The organism is Belnapia arida (genome assembly GCF_016773205.1).
Lineage (GTDB): Bacteria > Pseudomonadota > Alphaproteobacteria > Acetobacterales > Acetobacteraceae > Belnapia > Belnapia arida.
Window position 1 is genome coordinate 1 of the sequence record NZ_JAETWB010000005.1, and the last position, 22,613, is coordinate 22,613.

At 70.0% G+C, this 22,613-nt stretch carries 25 protein-coding genes and 1 pseudogene; 13 read left to right on the forward strand and 13 right to left on the reverse strand.

What is annotated here, in order from left to right; all coding sequences use genetic code 11:
* The 3 genes and pseudogenes from JMJ56_RS13110 to JMJ56_RS13120 all read left to right on the forward strand — a co-directional run.
* A pseudogene (locus tag JMJ56_RS13110) lies at positions 1–209 on the forward strand (hypothetical protein); the annotation flags it as partial.
* A gap of 130 nt (positions 210–339) precedes the next feature.
* Complete coding sequence (locus JMJ56_RS13115) at positions 340–2,850, forward strand: FtsK/SpoIIIE family DNA translocase (RefSeq protein WP_202832226.1); 2,511 nt, start codon at positions 340–342, stop codon at positions 2,848–2,850.
* Positions 2,850–3,446, forward strand: a complete 597-nt coding sequence (locus tag JMJ56_RS13120; RefSeq protein ID WP_202832227.1) for a DUF4412 domain-containing protein — start codon at positions 2,850–2,852, stop codon at positions 3,444–3,446. The genes JMJ56_RS13115 and JMJ56_RS13120 overlap by 1 nt, the downstream gene beginning before the upstream one ends.
* 15 nt (positions 3,447–3,461) lie before the next feature.
* Here JMJ56_RS13120 and JMJ56_RS13125 read toward each other — a convergent pair whose 3' ends face one another.
* A complete protein-coding gene (locus tag JMJ56_RS13125) occupies positions 3,462–3,722 on the reverse strand; it encodes a hypothetical protein (RefSeq protein ID WP_202832228.1) in 261 nt (86 codons plus the stop codon).
* A 6-nt stretch (positions 3,723–3,728) separates the two neighbouring features.
* Positions 3,729–4,748 (reverse strand): 1-aminocyclopropane-1-carboxylate deaminase, encoded by a 1,020-nt coding sequence (locus tag JMJ56_RS13130; RefSeq protein WP_202832229.1) that lies wholly within the window; start codon positions 4,746–4,748, stop codon positions 3,729–3,731.
* 140 nt (positions 4,749–4,888) lie between these two features.
* Here JMJ56_RS13130 and JMJ56_RS13135 point away from each other — a divergent pair, with 140 nt between their 5' ends.
* Complete coding sequence (locus JMJ56_RS13135) at positions 4,889–5,368, forward strand: Lrp/AsnC family transcriptional regulator (protein ID WP_202832230.1); 480 nt, start codon at positions 4,889–4,891, stop codon at positions 5,366–5,368.
* On the opposite strand, the gene JMJ56_RS13140 is transcribed toward JMJ56_RS13135, so the two are convergent.
* The gene (locus tag JMJ56_RS13140; protein ID WP_202832231.1) at positions 5,328–6,323 is read right to left on the reverse strand and encodes a hypothetical protein; all 996 of its coding nucleotides are present in this window, start codon (positions 6,321–6,323) and stop codon (positions 5,328–5,330) included. The two genes, JMJ56_RS13135 and JMJ56_RS13140, sit on opposite strands and share 41 nt — an antisense overlap.
* Positions 6,324–6,455: 132 nt before the next feature.
* Here JMJ56_RS13140 and JMJ56_RS13145 point away from each other — a divergent pair, with 132 nt between their 5' ends.
* From JMJ56_RS13145 to JMJ56_RS13170, 6 genes are all read left to right on the forward strand, one after another.
* On the forward strand, positions 6,456–7,097 hold the full coding sequence (locus tag JMJ56_RS13145; protein WP_202832464.1) for a LolA family protein: 642 nt from the start codon (positions 6,456–6,458) through the stop codon (positions 7,095–7,097).
* Between the two features lie 69 nt (positions 7,098–7,166).
* Positions 7,167–7,940 carry a gamma-glutamyl-gamma-aminobutyrate hydrolase family protein gene (locus JMJ56_RS13150; protein ID WP_202832232.1) on the forward strand — a complete coding sequence of 258 codons (774 nt, stop codon included), beginning with the start codon at positions 7,167–7,169 and terminating at the stop codon, positions 7,938–7,940.
* Positions 7,941–8,296: 356 nt separating this feature from the next.
* Entirely contained in the window at positions 8,297–8,983 is a 687-nt protein-coding gene (locus JMJ56_RS13155) for a fumarylacetoacetate hydrolase family protein (protein WP_202832233.1), read from the forward strand.
* A gap of 93 nt (positions 8,984–9,076) precedes the next feature.
* Entirely contained in the window at positions 9,077–9,904 is an 828-nt protein-coding gene (locus tag JMJ56_RS13160) for an exodeoxyribonuclease III (protein ID WP_202832465.1), read from the forward strand.
* Between the two features lies 1 nt (position 9,905).
* Positions 9,906–10,562 carry a tRNA (adenosine(37)-N6)-threonylcarbamoyltransferase complex dimerization subunit type 1 TsaB gene (tsaB, locus tag JMJ56_RS13165; RefSeq protein ID WP_202832234.1) on the forward strand — a complete coding sequence of 219 codons (657 nt, stop codon included), beginning with the start codon at positions 9,906–9,908 and terminating at the stop codon, positions 10,560–10,562.
* A complete protein-coding gene (locus tag JMJ56_RS13170; RefSeq protein ID WP_202832235.1) occupies positions 10,559–10,987 on the forward strand; it encodes a GNAT family N-acetyltransferase in 429 nt (142 codons plus the stop codon). The genes tsaB and JMJ56_RS13170 overlap by 4 nt, the downstream gene beginning before the upstream one ends.
* Here JMJ56_RS13170 and JMJ56_RS13175 read toward each other — a convergent pair.
* Entirely contained in the window at positions 10,974–11,249 is a 276-nt protein-coding gene (locus JMJ56_RS13175; protein ID WP_202832236.1) for a sulfurtransferase TusA family protein, read from the reverse strand. The genes JMJ56_RS13170 and JMJ56_RS13175 overlap by 14 nt on opposite strands.
* Before the next feature lie 70 nt (positions 11,250–11,319).
* On the opposite strand from JMJ56_RS13175, the gene JMJ56_RS13180 reads away from it, so the two are divergent.
* From JMJ56_RS13180 to JMJ56_RS13190, 3 genes are all read left to right on the forward strand, one after another.
* Positions 11,320–11,790 (forward strand): MucR family transcriptional regulator, encoded by a 471-nt coding sequence (locus JMJ56_RS13180; protein ID WP_202832237.1) that lies wholly within the window; start codon positions 11,320–11,322, stop codon positions 11,788–11,790.
* Between the two features lie 155 nt (positions 11,791–11,945).
* Complete coding sequence (locus JMJ56_RS13185; protein WP_202832238.1) at positions 11,946–12,440, forward strand: Fur family transcriptional regulator; 495 nt, start codon at positions 11,946–11,948, stop codon at positions 12,438–12,440.
* Entirely contained in the window at positions 12,437–13,276 is an 840-nt protein-coding gene (locus tag JMJ56_RS13190; RefSeq protein ID WP_202832239.1) for a GNAT family N-acetyltransferase, read from the forward strand. Before JMJ56_RS13185 ends, JMJ56_RS13190 begins: the two co-directional genes overlap by 4 nt.
* Before the next feature lie 40 nt (positions 13,277–13,316).
* On the opposite strand, the gene JMJ56_RS13195 is transcribed toward JMJ56_RS13190, so the two are convergent.
* From JMJ56_RS13195 to JMJ56_RS13235, 9 genes are all read right to left on the reverse strand, one after another.
* Positions 13,317–14,633 carry an ABC transporter substrate-binding protein gene (locus JMJ56_RS13195; RefSeq protein WP_202832240.1) on the reverse strand — a complete coding sequence of 439 codons (1,317 nt, stop codon included), beginning with the start codon at positions 14,631–14,633 and terminating at the stop codon, positions 13,317–13,319.
* A 112-nt stretch (positions 14,634–14,745) separates the two neighbouring features.
* On the reverse strand, positions 14,746–14,958 hold the full coding sequence (locus JMJ56_RS13200) for a hypothetical protein (protein ID WP_202832241.1): 213 nt from the start codon (positions 14,956–14,958) through the stop codon (positions 14,746–14,748).
* Between the two features lie 59 nt (positions 14,959–15,017).
* On the reverse strand, positions 15,018–15,791 hold the full coding sequence (locus tag JMJ56_RS13205; RefSeq protein WP_202832466.1) for an ABC transporter ATP-binding protein: 774 nt from the start codon (positions 15,789–15,791) through the stop codon (positions 15,018–15,020).
* 65 nt (positions 15,792–15,856) lie between these two features.
* Positions 15,857–16,645, reverse strand: a complete 789-nt coding sequence (locus JMJ56_RS13210; protein ID WP_202832242.1) for an MlaE family ABC transporter permease — start codon at positions 16,643–16,645, stop codon at positions 15,857–15,859.
* Positions 16,645–17,721, reverse strand: coding sequence for an alanine racemase (gene alr / locus JMJ56_RS13215; protein ID WP_202832243.1), 1,077 nt, complete (start codon positions 17,719–17,721; stop codon positions 16,645–16,647). The genes JMJ56_RS13210 and alr overlap by 1 nt, the downstream gene beginning before the upstream one ends.
* On the reverse strand, positions 17,708–19,234 hold the full coding sequence (locus tag JMJ56_RS13220) for a replicative DNA helicase (protein ID WP_202832244.1): 1,527 nt from the start codon (positions 19,232–19,234) through the stop codon (positions 17,708–17,710). Before JMJ56_RS13220 ends, alr begins: the two co-directional genes overlap by 14 nt.
* Before the next feature lie 104 nt (positions 19,235–19,338).
* Positions 19,339–19,899, reverse strand: coding sequence for a family 16 glycosylhydrolase (locus tag JMJ56_RS13225; protein WP_202832245.1), 561 nt, complete (start codon positions 19,897–19,899; stop codon positions 19,339–19,341).
* 195 nt (positions 19,900–20,094) lie between these two features.
* Positions 20,095–21,333, reverse strand: coding sequence for an SAM-dependent methyltransferase (locus tag JMJ56_RS13230; protein WP_202832246.1), 1,239 nt, complete (start codon positions 21,331–21,333; stop codon positions 20,095–20,097).
* An 80-nt stretch (positions 21,334–21,413) separates the two neighbouring features.
* Complete coding sequence (locus tag JMJ56_RS13235) at positions 21,414–22,547, reverse strand: MFS transporter (protein ID WP_202832247.1); 1,134 nt, start codon at positions 22,545–22,547, stop codon at positions 21,414–21,416.
* Positions 22,548–22,613 lie beyond the last annotated feature (66 nt).

Here is a 22,613-nt window from a genome sequence, read left to right on the forward strand (position 1 = left end):
TCGAGCGCAACCCGCTTTTCGGCACGCCCGACTACCTCTGGTACTCGATCGGCGTGTCGCGCGAGATCTATGCCGGCTTGACCGCCTCGGTCGCCTGGTACGGCACGGATATCAGCAAGCGCGACTGCATCCCCGTCGCCGACCGCGCCTCCGGCGGCCAGCGTGCCTGCGACGGCCGGGTGCTCTTCACCCTCAGCCGGGTCTTCTGATCCCGGGCTGAACGGGGACAGACAGGGGCGCCGGCCGCAGGGTCGGCGCCCTTTGTCGTGGATTCCGTGGCCGGGCAAGCATTTGCACGCTATCCTTGGGTCTCGTTCTGAAAACCGGACCCCGCGACCTATGCCCGCGCCCCGCATCTCCGCTGCCGACCGCCCCGCCCCTTCCGCCCGCCTCCGCCGCTTCGCCTCGCCGGCGGTGAAGGCGGCGATGCGTCGTCGCCTCTTCGAACTGCTGGCCCTGGTTGCCGCCCTGGCCGGGCTCGGCCTGCTGGTGGCGCTGGCGAGCTACGACCCGGCCGACCCCTCCCTCTCAACCGCCACCACGCGGGTGCCGACCAACCTGGCCGGTCCGGCCGGCGCCACGGTGTCGGACCTGCTGATGCAGGGCTTCGGCTGGGCCGGGGCGCTGCCGGGCCTCGCCCTGCTCGGCTGGGCCTGGCGGCTCGGCAGCCATCGCGGCCTCGGCCTCTTCCCGGCGCGGCTGGCGGCGCTGCTGGCCGCCATGCCGCTGCTCGCGGCCCTGCTGACGCTGGCGCCCTTCCCCGCCGGCATTCCGGTCGAATCCGGGGCCGGCGGGGCGGCAGGCGCCATGGTCCACGGCGCCGTCACCCACCACGCCGCCGCCCTGTTCGGGCCGTTCGGCGGGGTGATCGGCGATGTCGCGCTCGTCGCCCTGGCGCTCGCCCTCTCCGCCGCCGCCCTTGGTCTCTCGCCGGGCGAATGGGTGGGCCTCGGGCGCGCAGCGCGGACCGGCGCGGGCGGCGTCGCCCGATTCGGCGCGGCCGGCCTCTCCCGCGCGGGCGGGGCCGGGGCGCGGCAGGCGCGTAGCCTGCTCGGCCGGATCGGCGGCGGCATCGTCAGCCTCTTTCGCTTCCGCCGGCGCCGTCCAGCCGTCTCGCCGCCGGACGACCTGGCCCGCGTCCTCCGCGCCGCCGATGCCGCGGCCGAGGCGCCGCGCGCCCCCCGCCGCGAGCCGCGCCTGGCCGAAGACCGGGCCGAGCCCATGGCCGGCCCGCCGCCCGTCGTCAGCAAGCCGCCCAAGGTCGCTGCCCCGCCCGCGCCGCCGAAGCGCAACGAGGCGGTGCGCCAGCCCCAGCTCGACCTGCAGGACAGCCCCTGGCGCCTGCCGCCGCTCTCCCTGTTGCAGGAGCCGCCCGCCAAGCGCACCGGCCGCCCCTCGGAGGAAGCACTGCAGGCCAATGCCCGCCTGCTGGAGCAGGTGCTGGAGGATTACGGCGTGCGCGGGCGCATCGCCGCCATCAATCCCGGCCCGGTCGTCACGCTCTACGAGCTGGAGCCGGCGCCGGGCACCAAGTCCGCCCGCGTCATCGGCCTCGCCGACGATATCGCCCGCAACATGCATGTCACGGCCGTCCGCATCGCCACCGTCCCCGGCCGCAACGTCATCGGCATCGAGCTGCCGAACGCCAAGCGCGAGACGGTCTATTTCAGCGAGTCGATGGCCGCCGAGGAATGGGTGCGCCACCCCGGCCGCCTGCCGCTGGCCCTCGGCAAGGATATCGGCGGCAACCCGGTCATCGCCGACCTCGCCCGCATGCCGCACCTGCTGATCGCCGGCACCACCGGCTCGGGCAAGTCGGTTGCCATCAACACCATGATCCTGTCGCTGCTCTGGCGCTTCAGCCCGGAGGAGTGCCGCTTCATCATGATCGACCCGAAGATGCTGGAGCTGTCGGTCTATGACCGCATCCCGCATCTCCTGGCGCCGGTGGTGACGGAGCCACCCAAGGCGATCGGTGCGCTGAAGTGGACGGTGCGCGAGATGGAGAAGCGCTACCGCGCCATGTCCCAGCTCGGCGTCCGCAATATCGGCGGCTACAATGAGAAGGTGGTCGAGGCCCGCCGCCGCGGCGAGGTGCTGACGCGCAAGGTGCAGACCGGCTTCGACCCGGAGACCGGCAAGCCCGTCTTCGACGAGCAGCCCCTGGCGCTCGCCCCCCTGCCGATGATCGTGGTCGTCATCGACGAGATGGCCGACCTGATGATCGTCGCCGGCAAGGAGATCGAGGCCGCGGTGCAGCGGCTCGCGCAGATGGCCCGCGCCGCCGGCATCCACGTCATCATGGCGACGCAGCGCCCCTCGGTCGATGTCATCACCGGCACCATCAAGGCCAACTTCCCGACGCGCATCTCCTTCCAGGTGACCAGCAAGATCGACAGCCGCACCATCCTCGGCGAGCAGGGCGCAGAGCAGCTGCTCGGCCAGGGCGACATGCTGCACATGGCGGGCGGCGGCCGCGTCGCCCGCGTCCACGGCCCCTTCGTCTCCGACACCGAGGTCGAGAAGGTGGTGGAGTTCCTGCGCGAGCAGGGCGAGCCGGCCTATATCGAGGAAGTGACCGAGAGCGAGGAGGAGCTGGAGGGCGGCGAGGGCCTGTCGCTGTCCGGCATCGCCGCAGGCAGCGACAGCGAAAAGGGGCTGTTCGACCAGGCTGTCGCGCTCGTCAGCCGCGAGGGGAAGGCCAGCACTTCGTTCATTCAGCGGCACCTCAACATCGGCTACAACCGCGCCGCCAAGCTCATCGAACAGATGGAAAAAGAGGGCGTCGTCGGTCCCGCCAATCACGTTGGCAAGCGGGAGGTGCTGACACGCCGTACCGAGGAGGATTGATGCGCAGCTTCCTGATTGCGGCCCTGGTCGCCACCCTCGCCGCGGCCCCGGCCATGGCGCAGGAGCGCCCGCCACTGATGCCGACCCGCGATGTCAGCGTCACCTACCGCGTCGCCGGCGGCCCGGCCGGGCAGGAGATGCGCATGGCCTGGCGCGTCGCCGACCAGAAGCTCCGCGTCGACATGCCGGGCGGCATGGGCTGGTCGGTAATGGACCAGCGCGCGAAGACCATGTTCGTCGTCATGGAGCAGCAGCGCATGATCATGCAGATGCCGCTCAACAACGGCCCGGGCGGCGTCAGCATCCCGACCCAGCCGCCGGAGACGGCGAAGTTCACCCGGGGCGGCACGGCGACCGTCGCCGGGCAGAGCTGCACCCTCTGGCGCTACGAGAACCAGGGCGCGACGGGCGAGTCCTGCATGACCGCCGACGGCGTCATGCTGCGCAGCACCGGCACGGTGAACGGCCAGACGGCCTCCATGGAAGCCACCGAAGTGAATTACGGCCCGCAGGACGCCGCCCGCTTCACTGCGCCCACCGGCTATCAGCAGATGCAGATGCCGGCCGGCGCCCCCGGCGGCCCGCCCGCCCGCTGACCCCACGGGCCCGCGTCAGGGAAAAGACGTGGGCCCCTCCCCCAGCCCGGGCGCGGCGAGGCGCAGCACCCGGCAGAGCGGCCCCGCTGCCACGCCGGCGAAGCCCTTCGCCGCCTCCAGGCTGGCGAAGCGCAAGCCGGCGACGCCACCCCCGCCCGCCGCCTCGGCACCGAGGAAGAGCAGTTCCGCCCGCCCCTGCAGCAGCAGGGGCCGTACCCGGTCCAGCCAGGCGGCTTGGCCGCCCGGCGCCCACTCGCAGAGCACCAAGGCCGCCATGGCGCCTCAGCCGTTGCGGTAGGTGTAGCTGTAGCCGTTGAGCGCCGGGGCGCCGCCGAGATGCGCGTAGAGCACCCGCGACCCGGCGGGGAAGAAGCCCCGCTTCACCAGGTCGATCATCCCCTGCATCGACTTCCCCTCGTAGACCGGGTCGGTGATCATCGCCTCGGTGCGCGCCGCGAAGCGGATCGCCTCGTTGGTCTCGGCGCTGGGGACGCCGTAGGCCGGATAGGCATAGTCCTCGAGGATGACGATCTCCTCCTCGCGCACCGGGCGGCCGAGCTCGACCAGCTCCGCCGTGTGGTCGGCGATCTGGCGCACCTGCGCCCGCGTCGCCGCCGGCGTGCCCGAGGCATCGATGCCGATGACCCGCTCCCCACGCCCATCCGCCGCGAAGCCGACGATCATGCCCGCCTGTGTGGAGCCGGTGACGACGCAGACGATGATGTAGTCGAAGCGGAAGCCGAGCTCCGCCTCCTGCGCACGGACCTCCTCGGCGAAGCCGACATAGCCGAGCCCGCCATACTTGTGGACCGAGGCGCCGGCCGGGATGCCGTAGGGCTTGCCGCCGGCATCCTTCACCGACTGGATCGCATCCTCCCAGCTGCGGCGGATGCCGATGTCAAAGCCGTCCGGCACGATGCGGCTGTCGGCGCCCATCAGCCGGGTCAGCAGGATGTTGCCGACGCGGTCATAGACGGCATCCTCGTGCGGCACCCAGCTCTCCTGCACGACGACGCATTTCATGCCGAGCTTGGCCGCGGTCGCTGCCACCATGCGCGTGTGGTTGGACTGCACGCCGCCGATCGAGACCAGCGTGTCGGCATTCGAGGCGATGGCGTCGGGGACGATGTACTCCAGCTTGCGGAGCTTGTTGCCGCCCATGGCGAGACCGGAATTGCAGTCGTCGCGCTTGGCCCAGATCTCGATCCCGCCGCCCAGCGCCTGCGTCATGCGCGGCAGGAATTCGATCGGCGTCGGGCCGAAGGTCAGCTTGTACTTCTCAAACTTGTCCAGGCGCAGCATCGCACTTTCCTCGTCCTTGCCGGAGCGGGATGCTTAGCAGGGGCGGCATGAACGGGGTGTTCTAACTCAGCCCGCGAGTGGCATGCTCATGCCGCGCGCAGCACCCTTGTTGAACGGACCGGACAGGAATGGCCGACAGGATGAAAGCATCTTCCACCAGCCCCGAGCTCGACCGGATCGACCGCCGCATCCTCCAGCACCTCCAGCGCGACGGCCGCATGACCAATGCCGACCTCGCCCAGTCCGTCCATGTCAGTGCCGCGACCTGCTACCGCCGCACTCAGCGCCTGTTCGAGGAGGGATATATCCGCAGCGTCCGTGCCGAGATCGCGCCGGCCCGGATCGGCCGCGGCGCGCTGGTGATGGTCGGCGTGGTGCTCGACCGCTCCACGCCCGACAGCTTCGCCGCCTTCGAAGCCGCGATCCGCAAGCTGCCCGTGGTGCTGGACTGCCACCTGGTCGCCGGCGACTTCGACTACTTCTTGAAGATCCGGGTGCGCGACATGGCCGATTTCAACAAGCTGCACGGCGAGCAGCTGATCGCCCTGCCCGGCGTCCGGCAGACGCGGACCTTCTTCGTCATGAAGGAAGTGGTGGACAACGGCCCGCTGCCGTTCTGACCAGCTGCAGCCAGGCGAGCAGCAGCCTGGCACGGCGCCGCTCCTCAGCCAGTTCCCCGGACCGCAGCGGAGCGAAGGCGAGGCGCGGGCTGGCCCCTTCCACCGCCGCCCAGGCCGCGCCGAAGTGCCGCGGCCGCAAGCAGGCCGCCAAGGCGCCGGCGGGCAGGCCGAGCCGCCCGGCCAGGCGGCGCAGCGCCGCATCCTCCGGCAGCACCGTGCCGATCCCATCCTCCCAGAGCTGCCGCAGCGCCGCCCGCACCCGCACCCGCCGGCGGAAGGCTTCCAGCCGCTCCAACCGCGGCGGCGCCGCCAGGCCGGCAACCATCGCGCCGGGCATCAGCCGGACCCTTGCATCCCGCCGTCGCAGCCCGGCCAGCAAGGCGAGCGGCCCATCCGCCTCCACCCCGTCCAGCAGCCTCGCCCGCAGCGAGAGATTGCCGATGACCTCGGCATCGAGTCCCAGCCAGCCCGGCCCCTCCCCGAGGTCGAGCCGTGCCGCGATCTCGGCCAGCAGCATGGCATGGTCCCGCTCCGCCGACCGTGGCCCGATGGGCCGAAGCGGTCCGGCCACCACCTCCGCCCCGGCCGAGAGACCGGCGGCATGGGCCGCGAGCCAACCCGGCTGCGGCAGCGCCGCCGCATCGGCCAGCAGGACCGCGCCCTCAGGCCCGACCCACTCCGCCGCATGGTCCACCCCTTCGCGCCAGAGGCCGCCCCCGGCCTGCCGCAGCGCGAAGGCGGGCGTGCCGGGCACCTCCCCCCGCGCCAGCGGTCGGTCACGCGGCAGCAGCATGACGCCGACGCCGCCCTCCGCCGGCCGCATCGCGTCCGCCAGCCGCTGCGTGCCGAGCAGCTGCAGCCAGGCCGGCATGGCGGCGGCCGTGCCGGTCAGCAGGATGGCGAGCCGCGGCCGGGCGAGGCGCGGACGGGCCGGGGCATGCAGGGTGTCGAACATTGCGGGGACCGAAGCGCCAGAACCCCGGCATTGTGGCCTGCCGGCACCCTGCGCGGACATCACGCTATCGATACGGACTGTCACGGTCCGGTGGGGCTTTCCCCGCCGGCGTATCCGGTCCACATGCCGGGGATGGATCGCCGCACCCTGCTCGCCCTGCCCCTGGCCTTGTCGCCCGCTTGGGCCACCGCCCCGGTCTGGGCCCAGTCCCCCGTCCTCACCGACCGCGACCGCGCGGATGTCGCCCGCGTCGAGGCCTGGCTCGGCGCGCTGCGGACGATGAAGGCGCGCTTCCTGCAGATCGCGCAGAACGGCGCCGCCGCCGAGGGCACCGCCTGGATCCAGCGGCCCGGCCGCATGCGCTTCGAATACGACCCGCCCGAGCCCCTGCTGCTGGTCGCCAGCTATGGCCAGTTCTTCTACTTCGACCGCCAGCTCAAGCAGGCGACGACGCTGCCGCTCTCCTCGACGCCGCTCGGCATCCTGCTGCGCGACGAGGTGCGCCTCTCGGGCGATGTCACCGTCGGCCGCGTCGAGCGCGGTGGCGGGCTGCTGCGCGTCACCGTCTTCCGCACCGGCCGCGCCGCCGAAGGCCGCATCACGCTCGTCTTCAACGACAACCCGGTGGAGCTGCGGCAATGGGCCGTGGTCGATGCCCAGGCGCAGGAGACGCGGGTGACGCTCTCCCAGGCGGAGTACGGCGGCCGCTTCCCGGCCATCCTCTTCGACTTCAACGATCCGCGTTTCCGCGAGGAACTCGGCATCCCGCAATGACGAAATTGAGTCCATTCGCGCAATCGTCGTCTTGATCCGGACGCATTCGCGCGCGACCTTGCAGGAGTGATGAAGCCCCTCATCGGAATCTCCTGCTGCGTAAAGGCGTTCGGCATCTTCGCCACGCCCAACCACGCCGCCTCCGACAGCTATGTCCGCGTGACGCTCGGCCCCGTCGGCGGCATCCCTGTCCTGCTTCCCGCCGCCGGCGAGGCCCTGGTGCCGGAGATCCTGCCGAGGCTCGACGGGCTGATCCTCACCGGCAGCCGCTCCAATGTGTGTCCCGACTTCTACGAGGGCCCGCCCCATGCGGAGGGCACGCCGGAAGACATCGCCCGCGACTCGACCACGCTGCCGCTGATCCGTGCCGCCATTGCCGCCGGCCTACCGGTGCTCGCCATCTGCCGCGGCTTCCAGGAGTTGAACGTCGCGCTCGGCGGCAGCCTCGACCAGCGCATCCAGGACCTGCCTGGCCGCATCGACCATTCGACGCCGTCGGACCAGAAATACGGCCGCATCCGCACGGCGAAGGCGCATAACGTCCGCCTCGCCCCGGGCAGCCTGCTTGCGGAGGTGGGCGGCGGCACCGAGATCCCGGTGAACTCTCTGCACAACCAGGGCATTGCCCGCCTTGCCCCGCGCCTGGTCGCCGAGGGCTGGGCACCGGACGGCACCGTCGAGGCCGTCCGCGTCCGCGATGCCATCGGCTTCGCCTATGGCGTGCAGTGGCATCCTGAATACGATTGGGAGACGGATGCGGTCAGCTACGGTCTTCTCGAAAATTTTGGCAGGGCAGCAGAAGCCTGGGCGGCCCGGCGGCGTTGGCCTCAGGCTGCGGAGTAGAGCGCCATCACGCCTGCGTGATACCAGCCGCACGGGACAGTCGCATGGCTGGCTCGCGTAAACGCCTTTTGCGTATGGCTCCGTCTTTCGCTAATCTCTCCAGGCTGGCTGCCTAAAAAAGGCCAGCGGTGAAGTCCGGTTTCCCCTTCCGGCTCGCCCGACCATTCCGATCGGAACTAGCGTACCGGCGCCCGGACACCCCCCTGTCCGGGCGCCATTTTTATTGGTTCCATCAACTTACAGGCGATTCCTTTCCGGGTCCATGAGGATCATCACGCAAGTGGCGGCTTCCTGGGCCCGGCCTGCGCTGCTATGCCCCCGGGGAAGGATTGTCGATCCGAGGAGGCTTCCAGGGCATGTCCGACTACGTCATCACGCCGCCGGTGGTGGCCGCCGTCCCGATCAAGGGCAGCAGCCAAATGTTCCCGGTCCGCCGCATCTTCTGCGTCGGCCGCAATTACGCCGAGCACGCCATCGAGATGGGCAGCGACCCGACCCGCGAGCCGCCCTTCTACTTCGCCAAGCCGGCCGACGCCTTGGTGGTGAACGAGGCGGACATGCCCTACCCGCCGATGACGAAGCAGCTGCACCACGAGATGGAGCTGGTCGTCGCCATCGGCTCGGCCGGCGCCGATATCGGCGTCGAGGACGCGCTGAAGCATGTTTGGGGCTATTGCGCCGGCCTCGACATGACCCGCCGCGACCTTCAGAACGAGGCGAAGAAGACCGGCCGCCCCTGGGACATGGGCAAGGGCTTCGACAATTCCGCCCCGATGGGCGCGCTGGTGCCGGCCCGCGGCATCGACGTCTCCAAGGGGAAGATCGAGCTGCGGGTGAACGGCAAGGTCACCCAGACCTCCGACCTGTCGAAGCTGATCTGGTCGGTGCCGGAGGTGATCTCCAACCTCTCCCACCTCATCCGCCTCGCCCCCGGCGACCTCATCATGACCGGGACGCCGGAAGGCGTTGCCGCCGTCCAGAAGGGTGACCTGCTGGAGGGCTTCGTCGAGGGCGTCGGCGAGGTGCGGACGCGCATCGTCTAGTATTCGGCACGCCTTCCCCGGCAGCGCGCGGAAGGTCACGGGGCAGGGCCCGGCGCTATTGTGGGCCCCGTCCCGCCCGTCTATCCCTCGGCCATGCCGAACGCAGCCCCTGGCCGGACCCTCCGCATCGCCACCTGGAACATCAATTCAGTTCGCCTGCGGCGTCCGTTGCTGGCCGGGCTGATCGCGGCGCTCGACCCGGACGTTCTCTGCCTCCAGGAGACCAAGTGCCCGGACGAGTTCTTCCCGCTGGAGGAGCTGCGGGCGGTCGGCTTCCCGCACATCGCCCATCGCGGGATGAAGGGCTACAACGGCGTCGCGGTGCTGTCCCGCATCCCTTTCGAGGTCCGTGCCGACGACCCGAATTGGTGCGCGAAGGGCGATTGCCGGCATCTCGGCGTCGCCCTCGATGTCCCGGGCGGTCCGGTCGAGCTGCATGATTTCTATGTCCCCGCCGGCGGCGACACGCCCGACCGCGAGGCCAACGCAAAGTTCGCCCATAAGCTCGACTTCGTCGCCGAGGCCACGGCCTGGACCCGGGCACGCGGTCCCGCCCGCCGCAGTGTTCTTGTCGGCGACCTCAACATCGCCCCGCTCGAGCATGACGTCTGGAGCCACAAGCAGATGTTGGGCGTCGTCTCCCACACGCCCGTCGAGGTCGAGGCGCTGACCGGCTGGCAAGCGGCCGGCGACTGGCACGATGCCCTCCGCCACTTCGTTCCGCCGGAGCAGAAGCTCTATACGTGGTGGTCCTACCGGGCCAAGGACTGGGAGGCCTCCGACCGTGGCCGCCGGCTCGACCATGTCTGGGTCAGCCAGGACCTGGCCGGCGCGCTGACCCGCCATCAAGTGCTGAAGCCCGCCCGCGGATGGACCCAGGCGAGCGACCATGTGCCGGTGATGGTCGAGCTCGCCCTCTGACATGGCGCTGATCCTCGCCCTCGACGCCGCGCTGGCCGGCTGCTCCGCCGCCCTGGTCGATGGCGACCGGGTGCTGGCCGCTCGCGCCGCGCAGGGCGACCGCGGCCATGCGGCCCTCCTTCCGCCGATGGCCGAGGCGGTGCTGCGCGAAGCCGGCCTTGCCGCCACCGCCCTCGATGCCGTCGCCGCCGTGGTCGGGCCGGGGGGCTTCACCGGCCTCCGCGCCGCCCTCGCGCTCGCCGAGGGCCTCGCCCTCGGCATCGGCCGTCCAGCCATCGGCGTCACCACCGGCGAGGCGCTGGCTGCCGCCCTCCCCTTCGGCCCCCGCGCCGTCTGGTCGGCGATCGACAACCGCCGCGGCAGGGTGATGCTGGAGCGCTTCCCCCCCGGCAGCCTCCAGGCCGAAGGCCCGCCGGAGGTGGTCGCCGAGACGGACCTTCCCCGCCCTGCCTTCCCCGTGGCGCTGGCCGGCGATGCCGCGCCCGCCATCGCCGCCCGGCTCGCGGCGCAAGGCCTCGACGCGCTGCTGAGCGCCTCGCGCCTCCCCTCCGCCATCGCCGCCGCCCGGGTCGCTGCGCTCCGCCTGGCCGGCGCCCTGCCGCCGCTTGCCGCCCGCCCGCTCTATGTCGAGCCCCCGGCGGTGCGCCGCCCGGGATGAGGGCCGCCCGGCCGGAGGATGCGCCGGCGCTGGCCGCCCTGCACGCCCTGGCCTTCCCCCCCGCCGAAGCCTGGGGGCCGGATGCAATGCGGCTGATGCTGGAGATGCCCGGCGCCTTCGGCGTCTGGTGCCAAGCGGAGGGGCTGGTCCTCGCCCGCGCCGCCGCCGGCGAAGCCGAGATCCTGACCCTCGCCGTCGCTCCCGCCGCCCGCCGCCGCGGCCTCGGTGCCGCCCTGCTCGGTGCTGCCATGCAGGGGGCGGTCCTCCGTGGCGCCGCCGAGATGTTCCTCGAAGTCGCCGCCGCCAATGAAGCGGCACTTGCCCTTTATGCTGCCGCCGGCTTCGACGGCGTCGGCCGCCGTCGCCGTTACTATGCGAATGGCGAGGATGCGCTGGTGCTGCGCCGCAGCCTCAGCCCTTCCTGAGCAGCAGCAGCACCGTCCCGTCCCCGGCCTCTGCCTCGGCCAGCACCGCATGGCCCTGTTCGGAGGCGGTTTTCGGGATGCTGCGCCGCGGTTCCTCGCCGCGCAAGCGCACCAGAAGGGTTTCGCCAGAAGCCATCTTGTCCAGCGCCAACCGAGTGCGAACGAAGGTCATCGGGCAAGTCTCCGCTGTGATGTCGATCTGACGGTCACCGGTCAGTTCTTTGGCGCTTACAAAACTCAAGGTTTCTTGCCCTTCAATCATCCGAAACGGATTGCGAAACGGCCTCGACAGGTACTATAGGGCGGAGACTTCAAACAGGAAGACGTGCCAGATGGCTGAAGAATCCCCCTCGACCGAACTGCTTGGACTGACCGCCGAAATCGTTGCGGCGCATGTGTCCAACAATCCGGTCGCCTTGGCTGATCTGCCGAACCTGATCCAGGAAGTATACAAGACGCTGGCCTCAGTCGGTCAGCCGATGGTGAAGCCGCAACCCGATCGTCCGCAGCCCGCCGTTCCGGTCAAGAAGTCGATCACCCCCGAATACCTGATCTGCCTCGAAGACGGTAAGAAGCTGAAGATGCTGAAGCGGCATCTGCAGACCTCTTACAATCTCACGCCGGAGCAATACCGGGAGCGTTGGGGGCTCGGGTCGGATTATCCGATGGTTGCGCCGAATTATGCCAAGCATCGCTCCTCTCTCGCCAAGAAGATCGGCCTCGGCACCAAGCCGCGCGGCCGTCCGCCGCGGGCCGGCCGGCGCGAGGCCGCTGCCCCCGCCGCGGCCGCCAAGACGGCCTGAGGCTCCAGGGGAAAGCAGCCTGGAAGTAGCCTCCGAGGCTCGCGGGCCAGGGGCGGCACCAAGGGCTGCGTCCGCCATGGTCGCGGACGCGGCATCGGTCTATGGTCGCCCTTCCGATCCCAGCGACCCCAGAGGAAGGGCAACTCGCCAGCCGCATGGATACGCCCGCTTCCGCCGACCGTGAGGGCATCTCCCGCATCGAGAGGATGTGCATCGAGCGCGGCCTCAAGATGACCGGGCAGCGCCGGCTCATTGCCCGCGTGCTCTCGGAGAGCGAGGACCACCCCGATGTGGAGGAGCTGTACCGCCGCGCCGTGGCGCAGGACAGCCGCATCTCCATCGCCACCGTCTACCGCACCGTCCGCCTGCTGGAGGAGAAGGGCATCCTCGAGCGGCGCGACTTCGGCGGCGGCCGCGCCCGCTACGACCAAGCCGATCGCGGCCAGCACTACCACCTGATCGACGTCGATACCGGCAAGGTGATTGAATTCGCCGATCCCAGGCACCGGGAGATCGCCCAGGAGATCGCCGCCCGCCTCGGCTTCGAGCTGGTGGACCACCGGCTGGAGCTGTTCGGCCGCCGCTTCCCCGAGGGCCAGGCGCCTGCCACGCCGCGCCGCCCCGGCAAGCCGCAGGACGACGAGGCATGAGCAGCCCCCCGCTCGCCGTCGCCCCGCCCCCGGCCGATACCGGCTTCGGCGAGCTGCGCGCCGGCAATCTCGGCGTCCGCATCGCCGAGACGGCGGAGGAGGTGGATGCTGCCCAAGCCCTGCGCTTCCGCGTCTTCTACGAGGAGATGGGTGCCCATCCCGATGCCGAGACGCTGGCCGCCGCCCGCGACCGCGACGCCTTCGACGCCGTTGCCGACCATCTGCTGGTCATCGACCACGACCTCGGCGAGGGCCCGGCCTCGGTCGTCGGCACCTACCGGCTGATCCGGCGCGAGGCGGCGCGGGCCGTGGGTGGCTTCTATTCGGCGGCGGAATACGACATCGCCCCGCTGGTCGCCTTGCCCGGCCCGATCCTCGAGCTCGGGCGCTCCTGCGTCGGCGCCAACCATCGCACGCGGGGCACCTTGCAGCTGCTCTGGCGCGGCATCGCAGCCTATGTCTTCCGCCATCGGATCGACGTGATGTTCGGCTGCGCCAGCCTGCCGGGGACCGACCTCGATGCGCTGGCCCCGGCGTTGACCTATCTCCACGCCCATCACCTGGCGCCGCCGGCGCTCCGGCCCCGGGCGCTTCCCGAGCGCTACGTGCCGATGGGCCGGCTGCCCCCGTCCGGGCTCGACACCCGCGCAGTGCAGAACGACCTGCCGCCGCTCATCAAAGGATATCTCCGCCTCGGCGGCTTCGTCGGAGACGGCGCGGTGCTCGACCCGCAGTTCAACACCACCGATGTCTGCATCGTCGTGAAGACCGAGCTCATCACCGACAAGTACTCGAAGCATTACGAGCGGAAGCTCGGCCCCGGCATCTTCGACTGACCAAGGCGGGGGGCTTGCCCCCCGCCCGCCGCGGCCATCCTCAGCGATAATGCCGCCTTGCCCGGCGCTCCGCCTCTCGCGCCGCGGCCTCCGGCGTCGCCTGGCCGGAGGCGACGGAGGCGCACATCTGGATCAGCACGTAATCCGCGGCCACCGCGCCGGAGGCCAGGCTGATTGGCCCGCGATACCCGCTCCAGAAGGGCGTGTTCATCGTATCGGCAAAGACGGCGAGCTTCGGGTCGGAGGACCAGACGCCGCTCTGCCGGTAGGCATTCAGCGGATGCGCCCAGTAGCCGAGGCAGCCCAACAGCCAGGGGTCGTACTGCTCCGCCTCCATCATGAAGGCGAGGAAGGCCTTGGCCGCATTCGGGTAGCGCGTGTGCCGGAAGACCATGGCGTTCATCACCGTCGTCGAATGCGGCGGCGCGGCGGCCAAGCCTTTCGGCATCGGCGCATGGTTCATGTCATCGGCGATGGCCCGCGTGTTCGGGTCGTTCTTCACGCTGAAGTAGAGCGAGATGCCATTGGCCGTCAGCCAGATGTCCTGCGAGGAGAAGGCCCGGTTGTTGGAGATGTCCGACCAGGACAGCGTGCCGGTGATGAAGGTCGGGAACAGCTCCTTGAGGTAGGTCAGCGCCGCCACCGTTTCCCGGCTGTTGATGGCGACCTTCCCCTCCTCGTCGACCAGCATCCCGCCATGCGACCAGATCAGCCATTGCGCGAAGCCGTTGCCGTCGCCCACCGCATTGCCGAGGGCGAAGCCCGGTGGCTTGCCCGCTTGACGCAGCGCCTGGCAAAGCTTGAGGAAGCCGGCATGATCCTCCGGCATGCCGTCGAAACCGGCTTCCCTGATGGCCGAGATGCGGTAGTTGGCAGGCCCGATATTCCCGCCGATCGGCAGGCCGAGCCAGGTCTGCGACCGGTCCTTCTTGCCGTATTTCTCGGCGAGGAAGGTCCATCCGCCGTAGCGCTGCCCGAGATACTCGGCGATGTCGGAGACCTCGACCACCTTGTCCGCATAGATGTGCGGGTCGTCGCCCCAGCCGATGACGACGTCCGGCCCGGTGCCGGTATTGGCGACGACCGCGGTCTGCGGCCGGATGTCCTCCCAGCCGACGAAATCGATCCGGACGGGGATGTTGTACCGGTCTTGGAAGGCCTGGGCGTTGCGCCGGAAGATCACCTCGTCGGGCTCGACGAAGCGCGAGGGGCGGATGATGCGGAGGTTGGCCCCCGGCTCCGGCGGCAGCCGCGGCGGTGTCACGTCGCGTCGCGGGATGGCGGACTGGGCGAAGGCCGGGCCGGCGAGCGCCGCGGCGCCGAGGGCGAGCGTCGCCCTGCGGGTCAGATCGTGCATGTTTTGTTCCTCCCAAGCGAAGCCTTGGCCGTGGCGACGCCTGGGGCGGCGCCCAGCTTGGCGAGGATGCGCCAGGCTGGGCGCGGAAAGCGAGGAAAAGCGGCAGCGGCGCTCAGGCTGGCGTGTCGACGAAGCCGCGATAGACGGTGAGCACGGTGTCGTCGACCACCATGCCGCGGTCGAGGAAGCGGTGCAGGATCTTGGCGTCGACCTTGCGGCCGCTCGACTTCATCCGCGCGGCGAGGTCGTGGATGCTGAGGCCGTGCCGGGCGACATAGGCTTGCAGGTCGGCCTTCACCTGCTCGCGCTCGGTGGGTGTCATCATGGGCGTCCTCCCGTGTTGGGAGGAGTGAACGCCCGAGAGCGAGCCGGTGTCCAGCGGAGCTAGCGGCGCAGCTCCATCTGGATCGGCCCTTCCCGCAGGCCGTTGGCGAACTGGTCGACCATCGCATTGCCGCTATGGCCGAGATTGCCGGCCGGCCCTGTCCAGACGATCCGGCCCTTGTGGATCATCGCCGCCGTCTCGCCGATGCGCCGCGCGCTCGCCATGTCATGGGTGATGGAGACCGCCGTCGCGCCGAGGCGCTTCACGCAATCGACGATCAGCCCGTCGATGACGGCGCCCATGATCGGGTCGAGCCCCGTGGTCGGCTCGTCGAAGAAGATGATGTCGGGCTGGGCGGCGATGGCGCGGGCCAGTGCCACGCGCTTCTGCATGCCCCCCGAGAGCTCCGCCGGCGAGAGGTCGCCGACCGTCTCGGCCAGCCCCACCTGCGCCAGCACCTCGGCCGCCCGGTCGCGCGCCTTGGCACGGGTGATGCGGTTCTGCGCCAGCAGCTTGAAGCAGACATTCTCCCAGACGGGGAGGCTGTCGAAGAGCGCGCCGTTCTGGAACAGCATGCCGATGCGGTCGCCGAGCGCCTCGCGCTCCCGCCGCGGCAGCTTCAGCACGTCGACGCCGTCGATTTCGATGATGCCCTCGTCCGGCGTGATCAGCCCGAGGATGCATTTGATGGTCACCGACTTGCCGGAGCCGGAGCCGCCGAGGATGACGACGCCCTGCCCCGCCGCCACGTCAAGGTCGACGCCGTCCAGCACGCGCTTCGGCCCGAAGGCCTTCCTCACGCCGCGCATGCGGATCTTCGGAGTGTTGACCATGGTGGACCGGTTCAGGCCTTCGGTGCCCGGCTCCGCCTGCATCCTGCGGTCATCGGATCCGTAGCTCATTGCGCGAAGAAGATCTCGGTCAGCACGTAGTCGAGCGCCAGGATGAGGATGGAGGAGGCAACCACCGCCGCCGTCGTCGCCCCGCCCACGCCCTGCGCGCCGCCCTTGCTGCGGTAGCCGCACCAGGTCCCCATCAGCGCGATGATGAAGCCGAAGGCCGCCGCCTTGACCAGCCCCGAGATCACATCCCCCGTCTGGAGGAAGTCGAAGGTCGATTTCAAGTAGGCGGCCGAGACGAAGCCGAGCTTCAGCGTGCCGATCAGCCAGCCGCCCATCACGCCGAGCACGTCGGCGACGAGCACCAGCAGCGGCAGTGCCAGCGTCGCCGCCAGCAGCCGCGGCGCCACAAGGTACTTCATCGGGTTGGTCGAGAGCGTGGTCAGCGCATCGATCTGGTCGGTGACGCGCATGGTGCCGATCTCGGCGGCGAAGCTGGCGCCGATGCGGCCAGCGACCATCAGCGCCGCCAGCACCGGCCCGAGTTCGCGCACCAGCGAGATGACGACGACGCTGGCGATGGCGCTCTGCGCGTTGAAGCGGGCGAAGCCGGTATAGCTTTGCAGGGCGAGGACCATGCCGGTGAAGACCGCGGTCAGCGCCACGACCGGCAGCGAGAACCAGGCAACCTCGACGAAGGCGTGCCAGAACAGCCGCCCGTAGAAGGGCGGCCGCACCAGATGGCTCACCCCTTCGAGCGCGAAGAGGGCGACATCGCCGACCGCCCGGCAAGCGCCGAGCGTCGCGCGGCCGATGGCCGCCAGCGGATCGAGCAGGATAGCCGCCATCAGGCGCCGATGTACTCGCGGCGATAGCGGACGCCGAGCGAGGTCAGGATCTCGTAGCCGATGGTGCCGGCCGCCGCCGCCAGGTCATCCGGCGTCTGGCCAGGGCCGATCAGCCCGATCCGGTCGCCCGGCGCAGGCAGCGGCACATCCGTCACATCGAAGGTAATCAGATCCATGGACACCCGGCCAACCAGGGGCACGGACCGGCCGGCAAGGATGCCGGTGGCCTGCCCTGAGAGGGCGCGAAGGTAGCCATCCGCATAGCCGGCGGCAACCGTGGCAATCCGGGAGGGGCGCGGCGCCACCCAACTCGCCCCATAACCCACCGCCGCCCCGGCCGGAATCTCCCGCACCTGCAGGATTGGCGCCTCCAGCCTGGCGGCCTGCTGCATCGGGTTGGGCCGCCCCGGGGTGGGGTTGATGCCGTAGAGGGCGCAGCCCGGCCGCCCAAGCTCGCTGGCGAAATCCGGCCCGAGGAAGAGCCCGGAGGAATTGGCGAAGCTCCGCGGCACCGCCGGCAACCGCGCGCAGGCCGCCCCGAAGCGCCGGGCCTGCTCCGAATTCAGCGGATGCTCCGGCACATCGGCGCAGGCCAGGTGCGTCATCACATAGCGGAGGTCGAGCCCGGCCAGCAGCCCGTGGTCTCCCGCCACCCGCTCAAGCTCCACGACATCGAGGCCGAGCCGCGCCATCCCCGTATCGACATGCAGGAGGGCAGGCAGCGCCCGCCCTGCCTGCCGCGCCGCCGCCGTCCAGGCCGCCACATCCGGCAGCCCGTTCAGCACCGGCACCAGACCCTCGGCCCCGGCGATGCCGGGCGGGAAGCCGTTCAGCACGGCGATCATCGGCCCGGGCCCCACCGCCTCGCGCACCGCCACGCCCTCGGACAGGTGGGCGACGAAGAAATGCCGGCACCCGGCGGCGAGCAACGCACGAGCCACCGGCACCGCGCCGAGCCCATAGCCATCCGCCTTCACCGCCGCGCCGACAGCCCCCGGCGCCATGGCGGCGAGCTGCCGCCAATTCGCCGACACTGCGCCGAGGTCGACGGTGAGGACGCCCTCAGTACCCGTCATGGCCGATATGCGCCTGGTCCAGGTCGCCGAAGCGAGTGAACTCTGCCTCGAAGAAGAGCGGGATCGTCCCGGTCGGACCATGGCGCTGCTTGGCGATGATGAGGTCGGCGCGGTTGTGGACGCGCTCCATCTCCTGCTGCCACTTCGCGGTGGCCTCACCGAAGTCATCCGCCTTCTCGAAGCCGACATCCTTCGGCTGCCGCTGCTGCAGGTAGTACTCGTCCCGGTAGACGAACATGACCATGTCGGCGTCCTGCTCGATCGAGCCGGATTCGCGGAGGTCGGAGAGCTGCGGCCGTTTGTCCTCCCGCTGCTCGACGGCGCGGGAGAGCTGGGACAGCGCCATCACCGGCACCGACAGCTCTTTCGCAATAGCTTTGAGCCCCTGGGTGATCATCGAGATCTCCAGCACCCGGCTCTCCGGCCGCGTCCCCGCCGCCGGGCGCATGAGCTGGAGGTAGTCGACGACGATGAACTCCAGCCCGCGCGTCCGCTTCAGCCGGCGGCAACGTGTGCGGAGCGCGGAGATGGTGATGGCCGGCGTGTCGTCGATGACCAGCGGCAGGGTCGCCAGCTCGCGGCTCACCTCGACGAAGCGGTCGAAGTCGCGCTGGGAGATGTCGCCGCGGCGGATCTTGTCGCCCGAAATGCGGGAGGCCTCGGAGAGCAGACGAGTCGCCAGCTGGTCGGCGCTCATCTCGAGCGAGAAGATGGCGACCGTGCCGCGCGGCTGCACATCCGGCCCCTTCTCGCGCGCCTCGCGGACCAGGGCCTGGGCGGCGCCGAAGGCGACCTTGGTGGCGAGCGCCGTCTTGCCCATGCCGGGCCGCCCGGCGAGGATCAGCAGGTCCGAGCCGTGCAGGCCGCCGGTCTTGGCGTCGAGGTCGCGCAGGCCGGAGGAGAGACCGGAGACGCCGCCCGGCGTCGAGAAAGCCCTTTCGGCGGCCAGCACCGCGTCCGTCAGCGCCCGCTCGAAGGTGACGAAGCCACCCTCGGAGCCGCCATCCTTGGCAAGGTCGAAGAGGCGCTGCTCGGCCGCCTCAAGCTGGGCCTTGGCGTCCAGCTCGGCCTCGGCGCCATAGGCGCGGTTCACCACCTCCTCGCCCACATCGACGAGCTGTCGGCGCAGCCAGGCGTCGTGGATCATCCGGCCATATTCGCCGGCATTGATGATGCCGATCATGGCGGAGAGGAGCTGGGCGAGGTAGGCCGGGCCGCCCACCTCGTCGAGCAGGCCGGAATGTTCGAATTCGGGCCTGAGGGTTACGACATCGGCAAGCTGCCCCGCCTCGATCCGCCGCTGGATGGCGCGGAAGATCCGCCCGTTCACCGCATCGGCGAAGTGCTCGGGCGCGAGGAATTCGGAAACCCGTTCATAGGCCTTGTTGTTGGCCAGAAGCGCGCCGAGCAGCGCCTGTTCCGCCTGGAGGTTGGAAGGCGGCAGCCTCTGCGAGAGGCCCAGCAGGCCGCCATCGAGGCCGGCGAATGGGGCGGACGGGTCCATGGTGTTCATGACGCCAGTCTAGCCCAGTCGGCCGCCTGTGGATCATGGGGATGGCTGTGGATAACGGGGGCAACCTTGCCGATTGCCCCCAGCGTGGCTTCCGTGCCGTTCGCTCAACCGATCCAAGTGTCGGTGTAGCTGACCTCGTAGACCGTGAGCGAGGTGTTGGAATTGTTGTTCAGCATGCCGAAGACGGCATCCACGCCACCGTGCTCGAAGTCCTTGCCGACATTCTTGGTGATGGTGCCATAGGTATGGCCATCGACCTTGAAGACGAGCTTCCCCGGCGTCCAGTCGAGCGAGTACTTGTGCGGCTTGCTCTCGTCGAGGCCGTCATAGGTCACGGTGCGGTAACCGTCGCCGCCGGTGCCGGTCTTGTGGTGCGCGGTGCCGTAGGCCCGGCCATTGTAGATCTCGGCGAGATCCATCTCGGTGCCCGGCCACTTGTCGTTGCCCGGCCAGAGCATGACCGCGGAACCCGCCTGGTTGCCCTTCAGCGCCGCGACGACCTCGTAATGCCCGTAGCCGTTGCCGGCGCTCGCGCCGGAGGGCCACTGCATCATGCCCGCATAGCCGGTGAGCGTGACCTGTCCGGCAACGCTCGCATCGATCTTGCCCCAGGCGTGATTGAGCTTGCCGACGCCATGAGAAAAGGTTTCGTAAAAGTTAGCCAAGACTCCGACCCTCCGTCACTTCAATGAGACAACTCAAACGAGTTCGTGAACACGAAAAGGTGTTACGGCGTATTTCATCGGAAGGTCAACCAAAACAATGCTGCTGACAAAACAAGTCGTTGTTGATCGGGATCGTTGTGCAACCCGTGCTCGTCCGCAACGGCAGGGGCCGTTCTCCTCTTGGTCTTGCCTGGATCAGGCGGAAACCCGCCCTCCGGCCGCTGCGCGCTCACTGTCGGCGATGTAGTCCCGCGTCAGCGGCACCGCCCCGACGCTCGGCGAGAGCTGGAGCTGCCAGTTCATGTGGTCCGAGCGCCGGAAGGCCAGCTCCGCGCCCGCCAGGTAGAACTCGAACATCCGGCAGAAGCGCTCGTCATGGAGCGAGAGGATCGCGTCCCGGTTCGCCGCGAAACGCCGCCGCCAATGCCGGATCGTCTCGGCATAGTGCAGCCGCAGGATTTCGATATCCGTCACCCAGAGGCCGGAGCGCTCGACCGTCGGCAACACCTCCGACAGCGCGGGGGAATAGCCGCCGGGGAAGATGTACTTTGCCAACCATGGATTGGTGGCCCCCGGACCGCTCGACCGCCCAATGGCATGGACCAGCGCCACGCCGTCCGGCTTCAGCACCTGCTTCACGCTGCGGAAGAATCCGCGGAAATGATCGATCCCCACATGCTCGAACATGCCGACGGAAACCACCCGGTCGACCGGTCGGCCGAGGAATTCCGGCAGCCTCCGGTAGTCCAGAAGCTCGAACCGCACCCGGTCCGCCAACCCTGCCTCTTGGGCCCGCTGCCGCGCGACGCCGAGTTGTTCCTCGCTCAGCGTGATGCCGGTGACGCGCGCCCCCCAGTCCCGCGCCAGCGTCAGCGCCATGCCGCCCCAGCCGCAGCCGATATCGACCACCTCGAGCCCCGGCTCGGTCAGCCGCAGCTTGGCCGCGACATGCCGCTTCTTGGCCGCCTGCGCCTCCTCCAGCGTCTCCTGGCCCGTGGCGAAATAGGCGCAGGAGTATTGCCGGTCGCGGTCGAGGAAGAGCGCATAGAGCCGCCCGTTGAGGTCGTAGTGATGCGCCACGTTGCGCCGCGACCGCCCCGCCGGGTTGAGCTGGTCGAGATGCCGCCGCAGCCGCCGCAGCTGGTAGTTCAGCGTCTCCATCGGGTGCCGGTCACCGGCCCAGAGATTGTCTGCCATCAGGTCGAGCATCTCGAGGAGGGAGCAATCCAGCGGCTCCGCCTCGCCGTCCATATAAAGCTCGCCCAGCGCGAGGCCTGGATTCGCCACCATGCGCCATTCGGCGCGAGCGCTGCGAAGCCACAGTCCGGCCTTGGGCTCCCTGCCATCGCCGTACTCCTGGGTACGGCCGGAGGGATAGCGAACGGTCAATGTCCCGCTCTGGATCATGCGGGTCAGGATGGTGTGCAACAGCATGGAATGCCGCACTCCGTCATCAGCCGGTAGCATTGGCAGTCTGTCGCCGATGGCGGCCCTCGTCCAGCGGCAGCGGCGCGTCAGGACGACCGTCGCCGCAGCACCAGACGCAACTTCACGGCAAGGGGCAGTGCGATGGCGCACAGCCCGGCCATCGCCCAGAAGCCGCCCCCCCCGTAGGCGGCATAGAGCGGCCCGCACAGATAGGTGAGTATCCCCGAGGCCAGCCCGACGCCGAGCGAGGCATGCAGCGTCTGCGCCGTCGCCGCCTGGCCCGGCGGCAGCCCACCCAGCACCCGCATGGCGCCGAGATGCATGGCTCCGAAGGTCAGCGCATGCAGCAGCTGCACCGCAGCCAGCGCCGGCAGCCAGCTTGTGTACGCCGTCACGCTCCAGCGCAGCACGCCCGCCGAGGCCGCCAGCAAGGCCATCCCGCCGGGGCCCAGCCGCTCCACCAGCCGCCGGCCCCAGAGGAAGAGCAGCACCTCCACCACCACCCCCTCGCCCCAGAGCAGGCCGATGACGCCGGAGGAGAGCCCCGCCGCCTGCCAATGCAGCGTGGCGAAGCCATAGTAGAGCGCATGGCTCCCCTGGATCAGCGCCGAGAGCGGCAGCAGCCAGCGGAAGGCCGGGTCGCGGAAGGGCGCCTCGAAGCCGCTGCGCCCGCCGCCCGTCGCCTCCAGCCGCGGCAGCCCCCGCGCCGCCAGCGTCGTCAGCAGGTAGCAGAGCGAGGCGATCCAGATCACCGCCTCTGCCCCCACCGCCTGCACGGCGAAGCCTGCCAGCACCGCCGCCGCGATGTAGCTGGCCGACCCTGCCGACCTGGCCCGCCCATAGTCGAAGCCCATCCGCCGCGCCGCTCCGAGACAGAGCGCATCCGAGAGCGGCACCACCGGCGCGCTCACCAGCGCATGCAGCATGGCGACGGCGACGAGGGCCCCGAAGCCTGATGCCCAGGCGAAGCCGGTCACCATGCAGGCGGCGAGCCCCGCCGCCAGGACGAGGATGCTCCGCGCATCGCCCAGGCCATCCGCCCCCCGCCCCACCGCCGGCGCCGCCAGCAGCCGAACCGCGGAGGAGACCGCCAGCACGGCGGCGATCTGCCCGGGCGTCAGCCCATGCCCGGCCAGCACGGCGGGCAGGAAGGGCTGCAACGCGCCCACGGTCGCGAATTGCGTGGCATAGAGCAGCGCGAACCGCAGCGGTGCGCTCATGAGGCGGGGTGAATCGGCAGGGATGACAGCACGGTGCCGAGTAGCCCGGCCTTGCATGAGGTTGCA

Coding starts and splice junctions, on each gene's coding strand:
- JMJ56_RS13115 (WP_202832226.1), top strand. CDS start 340: ATGCCCGCGCCCCGCATCTCCGCTGCCGACCGCCCCGCCCCTTCCGCC.
- JMJ56_RS13120 (WP_202832227.1), top strand. CDS start 2,850: ATGCGCAGCTTCCTGATTGCGGCCCTGGTCGCCACCCTCGCCGCGGCC.
- JMJ56_RS13125 (WP_202832228.1), bottom strand. CDS start 3,722: ATGGCGGCCTTGGTGCTCTGCGAGTGGGCGCCGGGCGGCCAAGCCGCC.
- JMJ56_RS13130 (WP_202832229.1), bottom strand. CDS start 4,748: ATGCTGCGCCTGGACAAGTTTGAGAAGTACAAGCTGACCTTCGGCCCG.
- JMJ56_RS13135 (WP_202832230.1), top strand. CDS start 4,889: ATGAAAGCATCTTCCACCAGCCCCGAGCTCGACCGGATCGACCGCCGC.
- JMJ56_RS13140 (WP_202832231.1), bottom strand. CDS start 6,323: ATGTTCGACACCCTGCATGCCCCGGCCCGTCCGCGCCTCGCCCGGCCG.
- JMJ56_RS13145 (WP_202832464.1), top strand. CDS start 6,456: ATGGATCGCCGCACCCTGCTCGCCCTGCCCCTGGCCTTGTCGCCCGCT.
- JMJ56_RS13150 (WP_202832232.1), top strand. CDS start 7,167: ATGAAGCCCCTCATCGGAATCTCCTGCTGCGTAAAGGCGTTCGGCATC.
- JMJ56_RS13155 (WP_202832233.1), top strand. CDS start 8,297: ATGTCCGACTACGTCATCACGCCGCCGGTGGTGGCCGCCGTCCCGATC.
- JMJ56_RS13160 (WP_202832465.1), top strand. CDS start 9,077: ATGCCGAACGCAGCCCCTGGCCGGACCCTCCGCATCGCCACCTGGAAC.
- tsaB (WP_202832234.1), top strand. CDS start 9,906: ATGGCGCTGATCCTCGCCCTCGACGCCGCGCTGGCCGGCTGCTCCGCC.
- JMJ56_RS13170 (WP_202832235.1), top strand. CDS start 10,559: ATGAGGGCCGCCCGGCCGGAGGATGCGCCGGCGCTGGCCGCCCTGCAC.
- JMJ56_RS13175 (WP_202832236.1), bottom strand. CDS start 11,249: ATGATTGAAGGGCAAGAAACCTTGAGTTTTGTAAGCGCCAAAGAACTG.
- JMJ56_RS13180 (WP_202832237.1), top strand. CDS start 11,320: ATGGCTGAAGAATCCCCCTCGACCGAACTGCTTGGACTGACCGCCGAA.
- JMJ56_RS13185 (WP_202832238.1), top strand. CDS start 11,946: ATGGATACGCCCGCTTCCGCCGACCGTGAGGGCATCTCCCGCATCGAG.
- JMJ56_RS13190 (WP_202832239.1), top strand. CDS start 12,437: ATGAGCAGCCCCCCGCTCGCCGTCGCCCCGCCCCCGGCCGATACCGGC.
- JMJ56_RS13195 (WP_202832240.1), bottom strand. CDS start 14,633: ATGCACGATCTGACCCGCAGGGCGACGCTCGCCCTCGGCGCCGCGGCG.
- JMJ56_RS13200 (WP_202832241.1), bottom strand. CDS start 14,958: ATGATGACACCCACCGAGCGCGAGCAGGTGAAGGCCGACCTGCAAGCC.
- JMJ56_RS13205 (WP_202832466.1), bottom strand. CDS start 15,791: ATGGTCAACACTCCGAAGATCCGCATGCGCGGCGTGAGGAAGGCCTTC.
- JMJ56_RS13210 (WP_202832242.1), bottom strand. CDS start 16,645: ATGGCGGCTATCCTGCTCGATCCGCTGGCGGCCATCGGCCGCGCGACG.
- alr (WP_202832243.1), bottom strand. CDS start 17,721: ATGACGGGTACTGAGGGCGTCCTCACCGTCGACCTCGGCGCAGTGTCG.
- JMJ56_RS13220 (WP_202832244.1), bottom strand. CDS start 19,234: ATGAACACCATGGACCCGTCCGCCCCATTCGCCGGCCTCGATGGCGGC.
- JMJ56_RS13230 (WP_202832246.1), bottom strand. CDS start 21,333: ATGCTGTTGCACACCATCCTGACCCGCATGATCCAGAGCGGGACATTG.
- JMJ56_RS13235 (WP_202832247.1), bottom strand. CDS start 22,547: ATGAGCGCACCGCTGCGGTTCGCGCTGCTCTATGCCACGCAATTCGCG.